Raw genomic sequence first — 17,839 nt, forward strand, 5'->3', positions numbered from 1 at the left:
ACTTCGCTAAAATGCAAACAAGCGCGATCGCTCGTTGTTTATCTCTAGCTTGCAGATGTCTACAGAAGTTTACCTCCTGTTCGAGAACCTGCTGTTTTTTGCGATCGCCACGTCCTTTTTTGCCCTCGTTGGCTGGGCGTGGAGACACTCAAAACCTTTTTATCTTCCCGAACCACTGCCTGAATGGTTCAAAATCTGGTTTGGTACGGTGCAGGTTGTTGGATTATTACTACCAATAGCTGCTTTGCTGTGGGGAATTTGGCAGGGTTACACCAGTGTTTTAACTATACTCATACCGTACTTAGTCATGCTGGGTTTGCAAATTCTTTCCGAAATTGTCACCCTCAAATATTTTCACACTGTGGTGTGGGTCATGGTTCCTTACCTTTACTTGCCTTACCGTATCTGGCAGCTATATGAAGGCATGTTACTACTAAGCCCAACTGATGACCTACTTTGGATAAAAAATTTATTACTTGTCAATATTGTGTTGTGGACTTTGAACTACGCCCTCGATTTGTCCCAACTCCCAAGACTATTACGATGGGAAAGTGAATAGTTAGCTGTTAGTTATTAATTGTTGGTTGCTGGTAATACCGATCATCCGTTGCCCAATAACGCTTCAAATTCTGCCTTTAAACCATCAACATCTGCTACTCTTGCCACTAATAAATTATCTCCACCACCTGCATCATCAAAACGAGATTTCCAATACTGAACCGTGTCTGAGTTCCGCATCCAAAAACTAACAACGGTATCGATAACTTGTTCTAGATTCCAATGTTGTTTGCAAGGAATAGTTTCTATTGATTTCAAAAAAGCATCCAAGGTACACTTGTAAGCTCCTAAATACTCTACTCCTCGCCACTGAGGAACTTGTACGACTTGTTGTTGATGCTCAAAAAAATAGAGAATTGATGAAACTCCGACAATTTCAAAAGTATATTCCATCTCGCTCTCCTAATATCAGTTATCAGTTATCAGTTGTCAGTTGTCAGTAACTAAGCTCTTGTCTAATCACTAGTCACCAGCCACTAGCCACTAGCCACTTATTATTAGCAATTGTTATAGCTGTAATCATGGTGTAATGACATCCGAAAAAAGGCGGAGAATCAGCTATGTCGTGAGAGTTATTGAGTTGAAAAAATTAGCACTGTTAGCTCTTGAGTGCTAAAAAATAGCGAACAAGGATTAGCACTAAACTATTCTGAGTGCTAACCTAAAATAGACGTTATAGTATTTTATTTAAAGCGTTAAAAAGAGTTGTTCAGTATTTTTAATAACTTTTTTGCAATCTTGCAGGCAGATTTCTCAGGTGAGCTAGCAGCGTTAACAGCGGCTTGTTTGTGGGCAATATCTTCAGTCATCTACGGAAGCATCGGACAACGCATTCCACCACTAGAATTAAACATCCTCAAAGGCACGATCGCGATCGCCTTACTTGTTTGTACGTTATTGTTACAAAATGCAATATTTGCAACTGTTACCCCTAGCACTTTCGGTTTACTTCTACTCAGCGGGGTTTTAGGAATTGGTATTGGAGATACAGCGTTCTTTTTTGCTTTAAATTACTTGGGTGCTAGGCGTGCCTTGTTAATGGAGACTTTATCGCCTCCTCTTGCAGCAATTTTGGCATTAGTTTTTCTACAAGAACAGCTCCGTTTTAGTGATTGGTGCGGCATACTACTAACTATTCTAGGCGTGGCTTGGGTTATTACAGAGCAAGCCCCCAATCTATCAGAAAGCTCCACTCATATACTACATGGTGTTGGTTTTGGGATTTTAGCCGCGATCGCCCTTGCTAGTGGTGCTGTCATTTCCCGAATTGTACTAACTACTAGTGATATTAGTCCGTTGTGGGCAGCTTTATTACGCTTGTGTGGCGGCGTATTGGTTTTGCTACCCTGGAGATGGCGCAGGCAGCACCAAAGGCACTTTGAGTTCAAAAGTTTAAATGCAAAGACTGTGGTAGCAATTTGCATTGCTGCTTTTGCTGGCACTTACTTAGGAATCTGGCTGCAACAAGTAGCAGTCAAGTTTGCAGTTGTAGGAATTGCGCTCACGCTGAGTAATACCAGTCCTTTATTTGTCATTCCTATAGCTGTGTGCTTGGGAGAAAGAATCAGTTTCAGAGCAATTTTAGGGGTTTTCGTAGCCCTGAGTGGTATAGCTGTACTGTTATTGCCGCGTTGAACAATGCAGGCTATATTTCATTTCTCCTGTTGCGGATCGAGTCTTGAGTATTTCTGCTATGGTTATTGAGATACAACTATGAATTTTCGATAAAGGTTGCCTCTACCTAGAAGATTGTACTTTTCGCAAAAATGGCTGCAATAAACCTACAATAAAACTGCACCAAATCTGCATAATTGCGGCATAATAATAAATGGAGTGCGGCTAAGTTCTTCTCCGCTTTATAAAGAAATAGACAAAGTTAATAAAAAACTGTAAGATAATATCACTATTTGGTATTCAGCTCAAATATAAAAACATTATTAAAAGATTATTAATAATATATTTTTAATATTCTTCGAGCAAGAAACTTAATCATAACGATAGTAGTTACAGCTAAATTCGCTTTTTAATTGAAATTTTATTCAAATAAGCTTGCTATTTAAATACAAGCTTCGGTAAGGTTTTGAGCTGTTAGAACGAACAATATTTAATGAAAACAGCTGCAATAAGTACCATTTGAGACTGCGATCGCTACGAGAGTTTCAAAGTAGCTTTTTTTACTAAGCAGCGCAGTAATCCTTCTCAAGACAGCGGTAAGCTGCAAAGTTAGGTTGTAATTATTGGATTGAACTTCTCTGTTCTCTGTTCGTCAGTCCAACAGAGAAACTTTGTCAACCAATCTACAAATAGTTAAACAAACCTGGTACGAGGAGCAAAGAACATGGCAACTATTGAAGGAACGTTTTCTGATGACAAACTTTCCGGCAATATCGATACTGCTGAAAGCGATTTTATTTACGGATACGATGGCAACGATAAACTTTACGGTAGAGATGGAGATGACTCTCTATGGGGTGGCAACGGCAACGATAGATTGAAAGGTGACAACGGCAACGACCTACTAGATGGCGGTTACGGAGACGATACTGTATACGGCGGAACAGGTAACGACACTCTATACGGCTTCAACGGTAACGATATCTTATTTGGAGATGGAAACAACGATAACTTAATTGGGGGATTTGGCAACGACGTTTTAGATGGAGGAGAAGGAAACGACATCATCGATGGTGCTGGAGGAGGTGCGTACATCGGTAGTTCAGTTAGTCGTGGTGCTAATGAAATAGATGTCTTGACTGGAGGTGCAGGAGCAGATACATTCAGGCTTGAAGGTGGTGCTGGGCGTGATGGCGCAGGTACATCCTACAGATTTGCTGGCAATAACGATTACGCTCTCATAACAGACTTCAATCCCCTTGAAGATACGATCGTTTTAAGAAGTATTGACACATCTGGACCATCATTCATGCAAACACAAGTCACCTACAGCTTAGGTGCAGCACCAAGCGATTTACTCTTACAAGGAACGGGAATTTATGCTGAATTTGCTAACAATCCTGGCACGCAAGAACTAATCGCTATTTTGCACGGAACTACACCAGAGTCAGTTAATATTGGTGGAAGCTACTTCAAATACGTCAGCTAACAACGTATTTCAAAATAAGCTTAAGCTGAAAAATTAATTGCTATTTTGCCAGCTATTTCACTAGATTTTTTAAGTCTTAACTACGGAATAGAACTATTTAACCTACTGAGAAACGCTGACCGAATTTAAATAAATAAGCCTAGAGCTGTCCGTATTAACGGCAGCTCTTTTTTATAAATCTAGTTCCTAGTCATTTTTCTAGGTCTTCCTCTCCCCATTTTTCTGATGTCATCCATAGTATAAGTTCGGCAAGATGATGAGTAATCAGTTATCAGGGAGCAGGGAGCAGAGGGAACAGGGGAGAACCAACTACCAACTACCAACTACCTATCACCAATGACCAGTGACCAGTTGTCAGTTAACAAATGACCAATGACCAATGACCACTTCCTAAAAGGAAAAATGATATGGAGTCACCATCAATTGAAAGTAACACTTTGCTAGCACTTTCCAATAATTTAGCTGATGCAGTCGAACGGGCAGGTCGTGCTGTTGTTGCTGTAAATGCACGTCACCGTATTCCTTCAACTGGCGTTCACTGGCGTAATGGTATCATTGTTACTGCCGAACACACGGTGAGGCGGGATGAGGAGATTGCTGTCAGGCTACCAGACGATCGCACTGTAGCGGCAACTTTAATCGGTCGAGATTCCAGTACGGATTTAGCTGTACTCAAAATACCAGATACCCAGTTACCTATAGCAGAAATTGGCGATACCAGTACTTTACAAGTTGGAAATCTAGTGTTGGCTGTAGCACGTCCTGGTGAGAGCGGGTTGAGTGCTAGCTGGGGAGTAGTCAGCGCCAAAGGTATTGGTGTTACACAACGCGATTGGTGTGGCAGGCAAACTGAAGGATTGCTCAAATTAGATTTATCACTTTATCCTGGTTTTTCTGGCAGTCCATTAGTAGATGCGAAAGGTAGTGTTGTCGGTATTAATACTGTTGGTCCTCGTAATATGGTGCTAGCTATACCTGTTGCGACTGTTAACCGCGTTATTGACACCTTACTGGAAAAAGGCAAGATTGCCAGAGGCTATTTGGGGTTGGGAATGCAGCCCGTATTACTACCCGACAATCTGAAAAATGCGTTGAATCTATCCAGCAACGGGGGTGTAATTGTCGTCAGTATCGAATCCGCAGGTCCCGCCGATCGCGCTGGCGTGTTGATTGGCGACGTACTCATTTCTCTTGATGGTAGAGCGATCGCCGATACCGGAGACGTACAGGCAATGCTCGGTTCGGAGTCTGTAGGCAAAACCCTCAACGCACAAGTTATTCGAGGCGGCGCGTTACTAACAATAGCGATCGCGATTGGAGAACGGTAATCAGTTATCAGTTATCAGTTATCAGTTATCAGTTGACTACTCCTCACTCCTCACTCCTCACTCCTCACTCCTCACTCCTCACCCCTCACTCCTCACTCCTCACTCCTCACTTATGACTACACTCAATGACGAACTAGCAAGTGTTGCCGCAGCTTTGAGCCGTTCTACCGTACAGATACAAGACCGGAGATTTGGCGGCGATTCTGGTGTGATTTGGCAAGCTGACGGTGTTATTATTACGAACGCTCATGTCGTTAGGAGCGATCGCCCTACAGTTAAACTTGCAGATAATCGGGTACTCGACGCTGTCTGTACTAACCGCGATCGCCTACAAGATTTAGCTGTATTGAAGGTTGATGCTACCGATCTACCAGCTGCTCCCATTGGAGATTCTGACACGTTGCGAGTCGGTCAGATGGTATTTGCAGTTGGTAATCCTCTAGGTATAACAAATGCTTTAACAACTGGGATTATTCACGCTGTCAATCCCAAGAAGCAATCTGGAACCTGGATACAAGCAGATATTCGCTTGAATGCTGGGAATTCTGGCGGCGCTCTTGCCGATACTCAAGGTAAAGTAATTGGTATTAACACGGCGATCGCGGGTGGTTTGGGCTTAGCTATACCCAGCAACATAGTAGAGCGTTTCTTACAGCGTGGTACAGTTAAACCTTATTTAGGAGTGACGCTTCAGCCTGTGGCAATTGGACGGAGATACAGGCGCAGGTTAGGTTTATTAATCTTGGAAGTACAAGCAGGTAGTTTAGCTGAATCCGCTGGATTATTAACTGGCGATGTATTGACAGGAGTAGCCGGACGAGGTTTCGCTGACATTTCAGATTTAGCTGAAGCTCTTTGGCAGTTTTCCCCAGGAGATTTACTACAACTCAATTTGATTCGTGCTGGCAAATCGGCGATCGCTCAAATCCAAATTCCAGATAAGTCGGGAGCAGCGGCAGCGTGATGCGGGTTCTGGTTGCTGCCACTAATTCAATTGTCCGCGCGGGTTTAGAGAGTATCGTGCGGACAAATCCCGATCTACTGGCAATTGGTAGTTCTGCCGACTCAGTTACCTTAGCTGCGGCGATCGCAACTCATAACCCTGATGTAGTCCTAATCGAGCTGAGTTTACCAGAAGGAGAATCTGTCAGTGAAAAATTAGTTGCATTATCAGAAGTAGGAGAATTACCAATCGCCATTCTCTCTGACACTGAGGAGCGCGATCGCCTACCCGAACTACTTCGTTCTGGTGTCAAAGCCATCTTACCGCGATCGGCATCAGCAGAAGAAATTCTACAAGCTGTAGAAGCTGTTGCAACTGGATTAGTCGTATTGCACCCCGATGCGATCGATGCTTTACTGACTCTTATGCCAACTAGCGAACGAGTTGTAGAAGCAACGACACCACTACAAGCATTAACTTCCCGCGAAATTGAAGTTTTGGGAATGCTCGCTGAGGGATTGGGTAACAAGGCGATCGCCAAGCGTTTAGGTATCTCGGAGCATACAGTTAAGTTTCATGTTTCCTCTATTTTTAGCAAACTCAACGCCAGCAGCCGTACAGAAGCCGTGACTTTGGGAGCCAGACAAGGATTGATTATGTTGTAATTGGTCATTTGTTGACGGTTGACGGTTGACGGTTGACACTAATTATTCTCCCTTGTCCCCCTTGTCCCCCTTGTCCCCCTTGTCTCCCTGCTCCCTATTCCCCGTTCTTGAATTACTAAAAATACTTAACTATTGACACCTAGCCAAGCATATCTATCTGCTTTTAGGTAGAAAAAAGTGAATGAATAAGCTCTAACTTTCTAGTGAGTAGAAACTCTTACTGTGGTGCGATCGCTACTCTTTCTGGAATTGCTATTCTAATAACTGTAGATAATAAAAGAACGCACTGGATGGGGGTTACGCCGTTGTGACCCAGAACCATTAGCTGAAGGAGAGCGATGTCAGGCAAATGGACAGTGCAAATATCGGTTCTAAACGGTGTGGAGTTTTTATCGCTTCCTCCACTTCGTTACTACCAAGGGGAGGCGAAACCCTCCAGCAGAACGGTCTGAGGTAGTTCACGTTTAGAGTTGGCTTTTATATCTAACTATATGTTAATCATTCAGCCGCTTAGAATGCGATTGTATTCTGAGCGGCTTGATATTATGCACTATATTTTTTATTTGTAGTTACTGTTTGCGTATCTACTTTAGATTATTTTATTTTTAGAAATTAGATATAGCTATTCTCCATTCGATGGGGTACATACGAGCTGTAGGGGCGCACAGATGTGCGCCCCTACGAATGTATTTCAAACGATTGATTTACATTAGTGTTATGCTAGCTACAAAATAAGTAGGCTGACAGTCCTATTAATTTTGAGCATCTTCTAAGGCAAACACTATAATTCAGCAGAAATTGTAAATATTTTTTTAAGTTATAAGAACATTCGATCAAATGTTTAAAATATTAGAAGTCTCAGATTAATGTACGAAAAACTAAACTAAAAAATTATAAGCAAAACCGCAGCATCTAGAGAAATCGGTCTAAGATATAGGCAGTAAAAACCGATGCTTAAAATTACGGTTTTACTTACTGGCAGCTGGTCTTCTCATGCCTAAATTAGAAAAGGAAATACTCAGAGTTACCAACTTTGAGGGAGCGAGAAAGACAAGTACAGTGGAATCAAGGCTGAAAAGCTAAACAGGAGATTTTTATGACTCAGGCAACAGATCGTCCCTCCCAAGTCACTAAAATGGCTACTGCGATCGCGGGAAACGAAATTAGTAATTCTTTAGAAAAAGCGATCGTGCAAGCTTTAGAAGAAGCGCGTGCTGCGTGCCAAACTTCAGGTGACGGTTCTAGCGAATGCGCGGTAGCGTGGGACATTGTGGAAGAATTACAAGCAGAAAGAAGCCATCGTGAAGCTGCTCAACAAAGAAATAGTCTCGATCTCTACTGTATAGAGCATCCAGAAGCAATTGAATGTCTAATTTACGATGTGTAGTCATCTTGAGACGTTCCGGGGAACGTCTCTACATTAGCTTGTAGCACGATCGATCTGCCCTACTTCCTCCGAAGATAGTTGAAGTTGGGTAGATTTGACTGAATCCTCAATACTACTAACTTTACTTGCACCAGGAATAGGCACGATATAAGGCGACTTTGCCCGCAGCCATGCTAAAACGATCGCGTAGACAGAGACACCTTTTGCTTTCGCTAATTGCGCGATCGCGGGGATGTCTGGTAAGCTGGCAACGCGGCGGCTACCCCCTAAAGGACTCCACGGCAGGAAGGTTAAACCTTCACGTTCGCAATATTCTAATACTCCATCTGTCTCTGGTTGTCGCTGCCAGGGATTATACTGGTTTTGGACGGAGACGATATCAACTACATCGCGAGCGCGTTTAATCTGTTCTACAGAGAAATTAGAAACACCAACATACCGGATCGTTCCTGCTGCAACGGCTTCTTTAGCAGGTGTGAGAGATTCCTCAATTGTATAGTTTGGATCTGGGGCGTGATATTGCCACAGATCGATTGGTTTTTCTCCCCCGAAAGCCTCAAAGCTAATCTGAATCGTCTCCCGCAAGTGGTCTGGATTGCCATTGCGCGTCCAACTTCCACCAGGACGCATTAAACCGCCTTTGGTAGCAACAACTACGTTACTCGCATCACCCTGATATTGTTGCAACGCTTGATGAATTAAACGCTCGTTATGGTGTTTATCTGACTCATCTTTGCAATAGGAGTCAGCCGTATCAATTAGAGTTACACCCAAATCCAAAGCGCGATGAATAGTCTCAATTGCTTGTGTTTCTGGTGGTCTGCTACTCAATGACATTGGCATTCCACCTAGACCGATAGCGCTGATGGTGACACCAGTATTCCCTAGCTGTTTTGTTTCCATCACTTGAGATTCCGTGACTTGTTCCTCTCGCCCATTCTATCTTTCTGGACAGAAGTTGGCACAATCGAGCTTAAACAGTCAACAGCGTAGAATTACCAGTTATTTAGCCACGGCTATATCTGTATAGCGAATGTCGCCTACCACTTGGAGTGATAGTTTCAATTGCAGTCGGTACATGAGCCTTTACCCACCAATGAAAATCCCAAACACCTATACTTGAAGGAACTCGGATTGAGATGTCTCGATAACCACTCTTCGTTCTTGTTTCCTTTACTCGAATCTTGAAAAGCTTGCTGACTTTATTGGGAAAGCCCAAATTATTGAGTCTTTCAATTTCAGAAGGTTCCAACTCAGGAATTCCCAACTTATGAGCATTCTTGACAAGCACATAATAAGATAAAATGTTATCTATAGCTCTAGTATAAGTAGCAGTGCCACTGCTCTCAGTAATTACTAAGGTTTGAGGCTGTGAAACTTTTGTTTTTTGTATAAGCGATCCATTCAAAACTGTTGTTTGAATATTTTCCTTTGTATCTAAATTTTGTAACTGCAAATACACCTCGTTCTGTTGTTGGCTAAGTGTAAAAGTCATAAATTCAAAACTTAGTTGATGATATTTCTTATCTATCCAGTTATGGTAATGAAAGCTGGGAGCAACCGCTATCAGTCGGATTGGCAATTCGTAATTCACTTGCTGCTGAAAAGGCTTTTCATCTAACAAGCTGTGATAGTAACGGGTAAGTTGCTGAACTATGTATCGATCTTCAACATTTTTTAGTTCCAATATTACCAATCTGCTATTTTCATCTAGTGCCAAGATATCGCAGGTATCACCGTATACTCTGTACTGTCGTTTTAAACCAGAGAGTCCAAGCAGGCTATTAAGTCTACTCCAAACAAAATCTTCTAGATTATTTTCACTGGCAAACTGCCATTTGTTATCTACCTTTTTCAGCATGAACTCCGAACACGCTAATAAGTTGGATGATTTGTCAACCTAAGTTAGTGTGCTATATTATACAAAAAATGTGGTATAAACTCAGTAATAATAGCAGGATAGGCAGCGATCGCCTATATCAAAACCAAATCTTAGCTTGGTTTGACTCCAACTAATAAAGCTAATTCCAACCATTTCCAATAACAATCAACATCTGTGAAACCAATTTCCCGCAACCATTTGAGTTGAGTTTCAACATCTAATAATATATTTGATGGATCGTCCGGCTCATCTGCAATTCCGATCGCCTGACGAAAGCGATCGTGCAAATTTTGAGTTGGAGAAGCAACATGTTCTAAATTGCAAAAAACTCCACCTGGGACTAGGAGAGAAAAAATTTCCTCATATAAAGATCGTTTGCGATCGTGCGTTAAATGATGAATCGCAAAGCTAGAAACAACAGCATCAAATTGACCTAAAGCTGGTAAAGGTTCATCTAAATTATGAGCTATGATTTCTACTGTTTCATCTCCAGCGAAACGCTGACGCACTGCTTCTAGCATGGTAGGAGAAAAGTCGATCGCCACGCTTTGAACTTGCGGACGATCGATTTTTAACAAACCTAGTAAACGACCATCCCCCGTCCCTAAATCGAGAATTCGCTCTACAGTTTTTGGCACTTGTTCCAACAACACGCCTTCTCCCTCAGTCCGATGGGGAATTTTATCTGCCTTGGCAAGGTACCACAAAACGTGGTCAGCATTAGTCCAGAGATTGGTCTGCATTGTAGGGATTGAGGATTAGGGACAAGGGAGAAGGGGAAGTGTGGGAAGCGTGAGAAGTGTGGGGGAGAAAAAACAACACTCAAAAAACAACACTCAACTGTCAACTGTCAACCAATAACTACCAACTACCATTCAACCTAATCCCCCACCAATAATTCAATAGCTGATAGATTATAAACAAATATGAACATTTCTCAGATAGGACAATATTCATGCGTCTAATCCTCATGACTGGTAAAGGAGGAGTTGGGAAAACCTCTGTGGCGGCGGCTACTGGACTGCGCTGCGCCGAACTCGGCTATCGCACGCTGGTTCTCAGCACTGACCCCGCACACTCCCTAGCAGATAGCTTTGACTTAGAATTAGGACACGAACCTCGCCTAGTGCGCCAAAATCTCTGGGGTGCAGAATTAGACGCGCTGCTGGAATTAGAAGGAAACTGGGGTGCAGTCAAACGCTATATCACCCAAGTTCTGCAAGCACGGGGATTAGATGGAGTTCAAGCTGAAGAATTAGCCATCTTACCAGGTATGGATGAAATTTTCGGTCTGGTACGGATGAAACGCCACTACGACGAAGGCGAATACGATGTCTTAATTATCGATTCTGCGCCTACGGGTACGGCTTTAAGGTTGCTTAGCTTACCTGAAGTCAGTGGATGGTATATGCGCCGCTTTTACAAGCCACTGCAAAAAATGTCTGTAGCGCTTAGACCTTTGGTAGAGCCTTTATTTAAACCTATTGCAGGTTTCTCGCTTCCAGATAAAGAAGTGATGGACGCTCCCTATGAATTTTACGAGCAAATTGAGGCATTGGAAAAAGTTTTAACCGACAACACGAAAACTTCCGTGCGCCTAGTCACCAATCCTGAAAAAATGGTGATTAAAGAGTCTCTCCGCGCTCATGCTTATCTCAGTTTATATAATGTTTCCACAGATTTAGTTGTTGCCAATCGAATCATTCCCGAACAAGTAACCGATCCTTTCTTCCAAAAGTGGAAAGAAAATCAACAGCAATATCGTCAGGAAATTCACGAAAACTTCCGTCCTTTACCCGTGAAAGAAGTTCCTCTTTATTCTGAGGAAATGTGTGGTTTAGCAGCTTTGGAAAGATTGAAAGCGACGTTATATCAAGAAGAAGACCCCGCGCAAGTTTATTACAAAGAAACTACGCTCAAAGTCGTACAAGAACACAATCAGTACAGTTTAGAGCTGTATTTACCAGGGATTCCCAAAGATAAAATTCAGTTGAGTAAAACCGGGGATGAACTGAACATTACCATTGGCAACCATCGCCGCAATTTGGTTTTACCTCAAGCTTTAGCAGCATTACAACCATCTGGGGCAAAAATGGACGAGGATTATCTCAAAATTCGTTTTGCTGATATTGCTAAGGTTTAATTTGATAGGGTGTGTTAATAACGCACCCTATCAATTTCTAATCTGTACGGGCATAATCAAATAAGTCATCTGCAACCCACCAATGGGAGTCAAAACCACTGGAGTGACTGCCGTATTCAAATGCATTTCGATTTCCCCTGAAGGTAATGCTTTGACTCCATCCATCAAATAAGCAATATTAAAAGCGATATCGAGATTGCCCCCACCAGAAATTTCAGCAGGTAGAAATTCTTTCCCGCTACCTACATCTTGCGCGTCAACTGATAAGGCTAATTCTTGTTTGTCGGTATCAATGTGAAACTTGACAATATTATTTTTCTGGTCGGCAATAATCGCAATTCGTTCTAACGCACCCAGTAATTGTTTGCGATCGATCGCAATTTGGCGCTCGAATTGACGCGGAATTAACTGACGATAGGCAGGATACTGACCTTCTAGGGTGCGACACGTCAACCGTTGCTCTGACCATTCAAACACGATTTGACCGCGATCGCAATTCAAGGCAATTGGTTCGCTAGCTTGTAACTTCCCCAGCATCCGTTCCAGTTCTCGAAACGCTTTAGCGGGTACGGTGACTTCAAGTTGTCTAGACTCTTCGCCGTCTGAAGTGTCATTTGCAGTTTGCACGACTGCCAAGCGATGACCGTCCGTTGCTGCAAATTCTAGCGTGTCTTGCTGGACTGTCAAATGCAATCCTTTCAAAATTTGCTTGCTTTCGTCAGCACTTGTCGCAAATAGCGAGCCTTTCAAACCCTCCATCAAAGCCTCTGCTTGCAAATGCACGAATTCACCCTTTTCTAGCACGGGTAATTCAGGAAATTCTTCCACTCCCATACCGCGAATTTGGTAGCGTCCATGCTGAGAAGCGATCGCAGCAATAAATGGGACTTCTCCTTCCTCTTCTTCCAGCGTAATTTCTCCTTCTGGAAGCCTTGCCACAATGTCATTTAACAACTTAGCAGGCAAAGTCATCGCACCGCTTACCGTCACCGTAGCAGCAAACGTGGTGCGAATTCCCAGTTCGAGATCGAAAGCTGTCAAGCTTACCTGCTGCGTATCTGCGTCGGCTTGCAGCAATACGTTAGCCAAAACCGGATGAGTCGGACGCGAGGGAACGGCGCGACTGACAAGAGAAAGGTTTGTACTAAGGTCGTTTTGAGTACAGACGAGTTTCATGGACAGCTAACAGATGGCACTGGGCTAGGACAGATTTGCTCCAGAATAGACATGGTATCACTCTTGTCAAGGTTGTTGTAAGAGTAGACCAACAAACTTCTGTGCGAATAGATCCGACTTAAAGATATATTTTTTTATTAGTAGTAGTAGGTGCTGTGGAAACTGTGAAAAAAAATGGCTCTTGCTGCTTCTGTGGCGATCCTAGAGATTAAAACTTGTGGAAAACTTGTGGAAAAAAGCCTTAAGTTTTCCACAGGGTATTTATACTTACTGTAATTTTTCCACGTAAAATCAATAGTTTTCCACAAATTGTCCCCGGGTTTTCCACAGAAAACCCGAAGTTTTCCACAGGTAGAAGTGAATCTTAATTTTTATTTATACTCGCTTTAAGCTTGAGTTGTGGAGAGCGATCGCGATCGCCAACTCAATTAGCTAAAGCTCCAACAAGCCTAATTCGACTTACTGGCTGTAAACTTAGTACTTTTGATTTTACTATGCTTGATGATAATATATTAGATTTTCCAAATTCATCCGTTCTATTTGAATTTATAGCGGTTTTCAATTGGGTAAAATACACGTTCGTAGGGGCGCACAGCCGTGCGCCCCTACCTGTGACACGCATACAATCGAAAATTGCTATTAGTTCAAATCGTACTGGGATTAGAGCTGTAAAATCGTCTATAGTGAAATATCTCACCTCTGTTTAAGTTTGCCCGTGCAAAGCTTCCTACCGATCGCCTACTTTCAAAATCAGTTTGTTCCGTTTGGCGAGGCTAAGATCTCCATTGCTACCCATGCCTTACACTACGGAACGGGAGCCTTAGGTGGTTTACGCGGAATCCCTCACCCGCAGGATTCCCAGCAAATTTTGTTGTTTCGGCTCGATCGCCATTGCCAGAGATTGAGTCATAGTGCTAGATTTTTGCATTACGATTTACCAGCAGATAAAATTCAAAGCGTCATTGTTGAGTTTGTCAAACGCAATCAGCCTACAGCATCTTTCTACATTCGTCCTTTTGTTTACACTTCTGGCTTAGGAATCGCACCGCGGCTGCATTCGATCGAAAAGGATCTTTTTGTTTACGGATTAGAGTTACAAGACTATTTATCTGCTGAAGGTGTTAGCTGTCGCATCAGCTCCTGGTATCGACAAGAAGATCGCAGTATGCCACTACGGGGTAAAATTAGTGCTGCTTACATCACTTCTGCTTTAGCAAAAACAGAAGCAGTTGAATCGGGTTTTGATGAGGCAATTTTATTGAATTCTCAAGGCAAAGTTAGCGAAGCTTCGGGAATGAATATATTCATTGTTAGAAACGAAAGACTGATAACTCCTGGTTTCGATCAAGATATTTTAGAAGGAATTACTAGAGATAGCGTCATTAAAATTGCCCGAGATTTGGGAATTGAAACAATAGAAAGACCAGTCGATCGAACCGAACTTTTGATTGCCGATGAAGTGTTCTTATGCGGTACAGCGGCTAAAATTGTTCCAGTAAAAAGATTAGAAAATTATCAATTATCGCCACAAAATACGATTACGCAAAAACTCCAAGAAAAACTGATTGCCATTACCGAAGGTAGAGAACCAAAATATCAAGATTGGGTATATTCGATCGCAATTAGTTAAATAAAGAGTAGTGAGATCGTGAGTTTAACAGAAGATATTCTGACTCAATTACCAGGCAATGTTCTGAGTGGCTTGCGACAAGCCGATCGCTTACTCGCGTCGATGAGAACGGAGACGACAGCCGTACCGACAGTCGTGACTCAAAGCGAGACTCTTTTGGAAACCGTTGACTGGGATGCCGTAATTTGCGGTGGTACGCTGGGAATTTTAATTGGTAGTGCTTTGGTACAGCGGGGATGGCGAGTCGCTTTGCTCGAACGCGGAATTTTGCGGGGTAGACAGCAAGAGTGGAATATTTCTCGCCAAGAACTGGCAGTTTTTTTGCGACTGAACTTGTTAACTGAAGCAGAATTAGAACAAGCGATCGCTACTGAGTATAACCCCGCCCGCGTCAGCTTTCACAATAGTGGCGAAAATTGGGGCGGCGAAATCTGGGTGAAAGACGTACTCAATCTTGGTGTAGATCCAATTTATTTGCTAGAAACCTTAAAGCAAAAATTTCTAGCAGCAGGTGGCGTGTTATTAGAAAATACTCCCTTTGTGAGTGCGATCGTTCATCCTAATGGTGTGCTTGTGGAGCAGGGAGCAGGGGAGAAGAGAGCTGAGGAGCAATTACCAATTACCAATTACCAATTACCAATTACAACTCGCCTCCTCATCGATGCAATGGGGCATTTGTCTCCGATGACAAAACAAGCACGCCAGGGACAGAAACCCGATAGTATTTGTTTGGTTGTTGGTAGTTGCGCTCAAGGGTTTCCCCAGAATCAAACTGGCGATTTAATTGCCACTTTTACGCCGATTCAAAATCGCTGTCAGTATTTCTGGGAAGCTTTTCCTGCTAGAGATGGTAGGACGACGTATTTATTTACTTACATGGATGCTAGTCCAGAACATTTGGGTTTAGAAGCGTTATTTGAAGAGTATTTGCGATTGCTGCCACAGTATCAGGCTGTAAATTTAGATAAGCTGCATTTTCAACGAGCCTTATTTGGCTTTTTTCCTGCCTATCGCCAAAGTCCTTTACACACTCCTTGGAATCGGATTTTACCAGTAGGAGATAGTAGTGGCAACCAATCACCACTAAGCTTTGGGGGGTTTGGAGCAATGGTACGCCATTTAGAACGTCTAACGCTTGGCATTCATGCAGCACTTTCTAGCGAGCAGTTATCTGCGTCGTCTCTGTCATTACTAGCCTCTTATCAACCAAATCTCAGCGTTACATGGCTGTTTCAAAAAGCGATGAGGGCAGATATTGGGGGAAATATTCCGCCCGATCGCATTAATCGGTTGCTAGCAGTTGTATTTCTCACCATGCAACAATTGGGCGATCGCGTCCTCAGACCGTTTCTACAAGACGTAGTACAGTTTTTGCCCCTGACACAAACTTTGTTGAAAACTGCGATCGCGCATCCTTTGTTAATCGCCCAAATCATCCCTCACGTAGGTTTGGGGGCTTTAATAGATTGGACGATCCATTACACTAACCTGGGAATCTACTCAGTTCTCAACAAATTCAGTCCAATTATTCAACCTTGGTTAAAAAATCTACCCGCACCACAACAGTACCAATACCACCGCTGGATTGACGCTTGGCGCTATGGATCAGGTGCAGAGTAGTTTTCGGAAGCGAGTAGTGAGTGTGGCTAGTGGCTAGTGACTAGTGGCTGGTAACAAGAATTGAGTCTAGTCACTGATAACTGATAACTGATAACTGATAACTGATTACCCATTCACATAATCAGGCATCTGCCACAAACGCAAGACTGGTTCGATCGCTTCTCCAATGCGATCGGCAACGTAGCGAACTGTTTGTGCTTCTTTGTTGGTAAAGTGGCGCGGGTGCAAGCTACCAATATGAAATACACCAATGACTCGATTGCTAGCAAATAGAGGAACGCCCAGCATAGAATGCAGTCCCTTTTGTCGCAGTACGGGGCTGTAGACTTCTATTGTCGATAAGTCATCAACAATTGTTAACTCTGGTTGAGCGGCAATTTTACCTGCAAATCCCTGTCCGATGGGAATTCTGACTCCAGTTTCGATTTCCTCTTCCAAACCTAAGGTCGCATGAACTGCTAGTTGTTCTCCGTTTTCTGTTTGTAATAAGACTGCGACAGTATCAACTTCTAGGATGTGGCGAATACATTCTAAAGTTGCTTGGAGTAAATTTTCTAGTGGTCTATGGGCAAGTTCGTTTTTTCTAGCAGTGCGATCGCGGGATGGATTTGCTGGAACGCGATCGCCCTGAGCGATTGGGTTATATTGTTGTTGGTAAGCCACTTTTTCTTGAATTTGCAGGCGGCTATCAACTGCCCTGGCTGGTATGCCAACGGCAATGGAGTAAGGGGGAAGATCTTTAGTGACAACCGCACCAGCACCAATGACGCTACCCTTGCCGATCGTGACTCCATCTAAAACTTTCACGCCATAACCTAACCAGCAATCGTCACCAATTTCAATTCCTTTTTTCGTCACTCCTTGATCGCGAATCCTCTGTAAGGGGTCTGCAAAAATATGATTGTTAGCCACTATGCCACTGTGAGCGGCAATCATGCAGTCCTTGCCAATTTTGACATTCCCTGGACCAGCGATACAGGAGTAGGGACCGACGAACGTGCCTTCACCCAGTTCAATCGTGCAGTTATCTCCTGCACAACTAATATCAGCGCCTCGATCTATAGCAACGCGATCGCCCAGCAAAATTTTACAGTTATCGTTCCAGGCGTTCAGCTTAACGTTGCGAAATAAATAAACCTCATTGCCAAGCTCGATCTTTTCAGCACTGAGAAACTCTACTCCCTCTTGGATAAAAACTTTTTTACCCATGTGCCGTAAGATTAGCGGGTATAATTTTCGCCGTGCAGCCGTACCCATTGCAATCTTAGGTAAGGAGCCTACTATAGTAGTAATTATTAGCTCTCTTAAGCGTATCAACTTCCTTTGGGAACTTTGTTGATTCATAGAGAAACTCCAAATCGACCTAAATTTTAGAAATGAAATGCCAAATACATTGATATCGGT

At 43.0% G+C, this 17,839-nt stretch carries 16 protein-coding genes; 10 read left to right on the forward strand and 6 right to left on the reverse strand.

All coding sequences use genetic code 11. The annotated features are described in order from the left end of the window. Positions 1 to 55 precede the first annotated feature (55 nt). Positions 56 to 559, forward strand: a complete 504-nt coding sequence (locus QH73_RS00460) for a DUF7733 domain-containing protein (RefSeq protein ID WP_039714803.1) — start codon at positions 56 to 58, stop codon at positions 557 to 559. 41 nt (positions 560 to 600) lie between these two features. Here the strand turns inward: QH73_RS00460 and QH73_RS00465 are convergent, their stop codons facing one another. Then, positions 601 to 951 (reverse strand): hypothetical protein, encoded by a 351-nt coding sequence (locus tag QH73_RS00465; protein ID WP_039714804.1) that lies wholly within the window; start codon positions 949 to 951, stop codon positions 601 to 603. A gap of 345 nt (positions 952 to 1,296) precedes the next feature. On the opposite strand from QH73_RS00465, the gene QH73_RS00470 reads away from it, so the two are divergent. From QH73_RS00470 to QH73_RS00495, 6 genes are all read left to right on the forward strand, one after another. Continuing rightward, positions 1,297 to 2,193: a DMT family transporter gene (locus tag QH73_RS00470; protein ID WP_201277917.1), complete on the forward strand. Its 897-nt coding sequence runs from the start codon at positions 1,297 to 1,299 to the stop codon at positions 2,191 to 2,193. Between the two features lie 703 nt (positions 2,194 to 2,896). Then, positions 2,897 to 3,661 (forward strand): calcium-binding protein, encoded by a 765-nt coding sequence (locus QH73_RS00475; protein WP_052289941.1) that lies wholly within the window; start codon positions 2,897 to 2,899, stop codon positions 3,659 to 3,661. A 407-nt stretch (positions 3,662 to 4,068) separates the two neighbouring features. Continuing rightward, a complete protein-coding gene (locus tag QH73_RS00480; RefSeq protein ID WP_039714805.1) occupies positions 4,069 to 4,989 on the forward strand; it encodes a S1C family serine protease in 921 nt (306 codons plus the stop codon). Beyond that, entirely contained in the window at positions 4,976 to 5,953 is a 978-nt protein-coding gene (locus tag QH73_RS00485) for a S1C family serine protease (protein ID WP_236146861.1), read from the forward strand. Before QH73_RS00480 ends, QH73_RS00485 begins: the two co-directional genes overlap by 14 nt. Continuing rightward, positions 5,953 to 6,597: a response regulator transcription factor gene (locus QH73_RS00490; RefSeq protein ID WP_039714807.1), complete on the forward strand. Its 645-nt coding sequence runs from the start codon at positions 5,953 to 5,955 to the stop codon at positions 6,595 to 6,597. Before QH73_RS00485 ends, QH73_RS00490 begins: the two co-directional genes overlap by 1 nt. Positions 6,598 to 7,693: 1,096 nt before the next feature. Beyond that, positions 7,694 to 7,984: a Calvin cycle protein CP12 gene (locus tag QH73_RS00495; RefSeq protein ID WP_236146862.1), complete on the forward strand. Its 291-nt coding sequence runs from the start codon at positions 7,694 to 7,696 to the stop codon at positions 7,982 to 7,984. A gap of 33 nt (positions 7,985 to 8,017) precedes the next feature. On the opposite strand, the gene QH73_RS00500 is transcribed toward QH73_RS00495, so the two are convergent. The 3 genes from QH73_RS00500 to QH73_RS00510 all read right to left on the reverse strand — a co-directional run bounded on the left by QH73_RS00500 (position 8,018) and on the right by QH73_RS00510 (position 10,609). Continuing rightward, a complete protein-coding gene (locus QH73_RS00500) occupies positions 8,018 to 8,887 on the reverse strand; it encodes an aldo/keto reductase (protein WP_039714808.1) in 870 nt (289 codons plus the stop codon). A 103-nt stretch (positions 8,888 to 8,990) separates the two neighbouring features. Beyond that, positions 8,991 to 9,845, reverse strand: a complete 855-nt coding sequence (locus tag QH73_RS00505; RefSeq protein WP_052289943.1) for an endonuclease NucS domain-containing protein — start codon at positions 9,843 to 9,845, stop codon at positions 8,991 to 8,993. Between the two features lie 131 nt (positions 9,846 to 9,976). After that, positions 9,977 to 10,609 carry a class I SAM-dependent methyltransferase gene (locus tag QH73_RS00510; RefSeq protein WP_039714809.1) on the reverse strand — a complete coding sequence of 211 codons (633 nt, stop codon included), beginning with the start codon at positions 10,607 to 10,609 and terminating at the stop codon, positions 9,977 to 9,979. A gap of 212 nt (positions 10,610 to 10,821) precedes the next feature. On the opposite strand from QH73_RS00510, the gene QH73_RS00515 reads away from it, so the two are divergent. Then, positions 10,822 to 12,009 (forward strand): TRC40/GET3/ArsA family transport-energizing ATPase, encoded by a 1,188-nt coding sequence (locus tag QH73_RS00515; protein WP_039714810.1) that lies wholly within the window; start codon positions 10,822 to 10,824, stop codon positions 12,007 to 12,009. A gap of 30 nt (positions 12,010 to 12,039) precedes the next feature. Here QH73_RS00515 and dnaN read toward each other — a convergent pair whose 3' ends face one another. Beyond that, the gene (dnaN, locus tag QH73_RS00520) at positions 12,040 to 13,185 is read right to left on the reverse strand and encodes a DNA polymerase III subunit beta (protein ID WP_039714811.1); all 1,146 of its coding nucleotides are present in this window, start codon (positions 13,183 to 13,185) and stop codon (positions 12,040 to 12,042) included. Between the two features lie 715 nt (positions 13,186 to 13,900). Here dnaN and QH73_RS00525 point away from each other — a divergent pair. Together QH73_RS00525 and QH73_RS00530 are read left to right on the forward strand one after the other, a co-directional pair. After that, positions 13,901 to 14,815: a branched-chain amino acid transaminase gene (locus QH73_RS00525; protein ID WP_039714812.1), complete on the forward strand. Its 915-nt coding sequence runs from the start codon at positions 13,901 to 13,903 to the stop codon at positions 14,813 to 14,815. A gap of 18 nt (positions 14,816 to 14,833) precedes the next feature. Beyond that, complete coding sequence (locus QH73_RS00530; RefSeq protein WP_039714813.1) at positions 14,834 to 16,435, forward strand: FAD-dependent oxidoreductase; 1,602 nt, start codon at positions 14,834 to 14,836, stop codon at positions 16,433 to 16,435. 105 nt (positions 16,436 to 16,540) lie between these two features. Here QH73_RS00530 and QH73_RS29065 read toward each other — a convergent pair whose 3' ends face one another. Then, positions 16,541 to 17,779, reverse strand: coding sequence for a GAF domain-containing protein (locus QH73_RS29065; RefSeq protein ID WP_063777325.1), 1,239 nt, complete (start codon positions 17,777 to 17,779; stop codon positions 16,541 to 16,543). Positions 17,780 to 17,839: the final 60 nt, after the last annotated feature.

Source organism: Scytonema millei VB511283, from assembly GCF_000817735.3.
GTDB classification, from domain to species: Bacteria; Cyanobacteriota; Cyanobacteriia; order Cyanobacteriales; family Chroococcidiopsidaceae; genus Chroococcidiopsis; species Chroococcidiopsis millei_B.